Genomic DNA, 2340 nt, shown 5'->3' on the forward strand with positions numbered 1-2340 from the left:
ATCGCCAACTCTCCGCTGGTCAAGACCGCCATTGCGGGCGAGGATGCCAATTGGGGTCGGATTGTTGCGGCAGTCGGCAAATCCGGTGCTGCGGCGGATCGCGACCGGCTGACCATCCGCTTTGGCGATATGGTGCTGGCCGAACATGGCTGGCGCGCGCCCGGCTATGACGAGGCTGCGGCAAGCGCCTATATGAAGAACCAGAACCTGTTGATCGCGGTGGATCTGGGGCTGGGGCAGGGGGCGCGGACTGTGTGGACCTGTGACCTGACCCATGGCTATATCGACATCAACGCGGATTACCGTTCGTGAAAACGGTTCTGGTCGCCGCCGTTGCGCTGATCGATCCCGACGGGCGCGTGCTTCTGGCACAGCGCCCCGAGGGCAAACCCATGGCCGGGCTGTGGGAATTTCCGGGCGGCAAGGTCGAACAAGGCGAAACCCCCGAGGCCGCGCTGATCCGCGAATTGCACGAGGAACTGGGCATCGACACATGGCAATCCTGCCTTGCTCCACTGACCTTTGCCAGCCACAGCTACGACGATTTTCACCTGCTGATGCCGCTTTACGCCTGCCGCAAATGGAATGGCATTGTCCATCCGCGCGAGGGGCAGACCCTGTCATGGGTCAGGCCCAGGGAACTGCGTGGCTATCCGATGCCGGCAGCGGATATTCCGCTGATCCCGGTGCTGCAAATGTGGCTTTAGGAAACAAAATCGCGTCATCCGGATACAAAATTGTGGCCAGTCCTGACCGCGACCACAACCTTTCGATGAATTTTTGCTTCATTTTAATCAATTTTGTGCGAAACTTTTACAGGGTTGGGAGACAGACTGATGATTCGTACGATATTGATAGGTAGTTACATACTGGTGCAGGGACTGTTTGAACGTCGCGAACCGGATGGGACCGTCGTTGTTCGTGTCGGAACGCAGACCTTTTCCGGGAAGCCCGTGACCAAGTAATTGTTTTTGTTAATCCTCTCTGGTGTCATAAAAAAGGGGCACCTTATGGTGCCCCTTTCCTGTTCCAGGGCGGTAAGCCCGGCCTACAGGCTGCGCTCAACCTCTTCGCGTTCAAAGATCTCGATGACATCGGCCTGACGAATATCGTCGTAATTCTCGAACGCCATACCGCATTCCTGTCCGGACTGGACCTCTTTGACCTCGTCCTTGAAGCGTTTCAGCGTCTTCAGCGTGCCCTCGTGGATCACCACGTTGTCGCGCAGCAGGCGAACCCCGGCGGAACGGCGGGCAACGCCCTCGGTGACCAGACAGCCCGCGACCTTGCCGACGCCCGTGACCTTGAACACTTCCTTGATTTCGGCATAGCCGATGAAATGTTCGCGCACCTCTGCCGACAACAGACCCGAGGCCGCCGCCTTGATGTCATCCACCAGGTCATAGATGACCGAGTAATAGCGGATCTCGACACCCTTCTGGTTGGCTGAGTTGCGGGCCGGGGTATTGGCGCGGACGTTGAAGCCGATGACCGGCGCGTTCGACGCCTCGGCCAGACCGATATCCGATTCGGTGATCGCGCCAACTCCGTAATGCAGCACGCGGACGCGCACCTCGTCGTTGCCGACCTTTTCCAGCGCCTGCACGATCGCCTCGGCCGAACCCTGCACGTCGGCCTTCATGACCACCGGCAATTCGGCCACACTTTCATCTGCCTTGGCCTTGGCCATCAACTGTTCCAGCGTCGTCGCGGCACCGGCTGCGGCACGTTTGTCCTTGGTCTGCTGGATGCGGTAATCGGCGATCTCGCGGGCCTGGGCCTCGGTCTCGACGACGTTCAGCACATCGCCCGCCTCGGGCGTGCCGTTCAGGCCCAGAACCTCGACCGGAACCGAGGGGCCCGCCTCGTCCACACGCTCGCCCTTGTCGTTGATCAGCGCGCGGACCTTGCCCCACTGTTCGCCGACGACGAAGATGTCGCCGCGCTTCAGCGTGCCATGCTGGACCAGAACCGTCGCGACCGGGCCGCGGCCCACGTCAAGCTGCGCCTCGATCACGGCACCTTGTGCGGCGCGGTCGGGATTCGCCCGCAGTTCCAGGATTTCGGCCTGCAGGGCGATGGCTTCCAGCAAGTCGTCCAGTCCCTGACCGGTCTTGGCCGAAACTTCGACATCCTGCACGTCACCCGACAGCTTTTCGACGATCACTTCCTGATGCAGCAGCGCGGTGCGCAACTTGTCGGGTTCGGCGTCGGGCTTGTCCAACTTGTTGATCGCGATGATCATCGGCACCTTGGCCGCCTTGGCATGGTTGATCGCCTCGACCGTCTGCGGCATCACCGCGTCATCGGCGGCGACCACCAGCACGACGATGTCGGTGA

3 protein-coding genes are annotated in these 2340 nt (G+C 60.8%); 2 read left to right on the top strand and 1 reads right to left on the bottom strand.

Going from position 1 to position 2340, the window contains the following annotated elements; all coding sequences use genetic code 11:
• On the top strand, window positions 1-312 hold a 312-nt coding region (locus tag ACK5L9_RS11190), incomplete at its 5' end, for a bifunctional ornithine acetyltransferase/N-acetylglutamate synthase (protein WP_416911545.1).
• Window positions 309-707 carry a (deoxy)nucleoside triphosphate pyrophosphohydrolase gene (locus ACK5L9_RS11195; RefSeq protein ID WP_416911546.1) on the top strand — a complete coding sequence of 133 codons (399 nt, stop codon included), beginning with the start codon at window positions 309-311 and terminating at the stop codon, window positions 705-707. The genes ACK5L9_RS11190 and ACK5L9_RS11195, both read left to right, overlap by 4 nt.
• Before the next feature lie 341 nt (window positions 708-1048).
• Here ACK5L9_RS11195 and infB read toward each other — a convergent pair.
• Window positions 1049-2340: translation initiation factor IF-2 (infB, locus tag ACK5L9_RS11200; protein ID WP_416911547.1), on the bottom strand; the 1292-nt coding region annotated here is incomplete at its 5' end.

The sequence above is a fragment of the Paracoccus sp. (in: a-proteobacteria) genome (genome assembly GCF_047973135.1).
Taxonomy (GTDB): Bacteria; Pseudomonadota; Alphaproteobacteria; order Rhodobacterales; family Rhodobacteraceae; genus Paracoccus.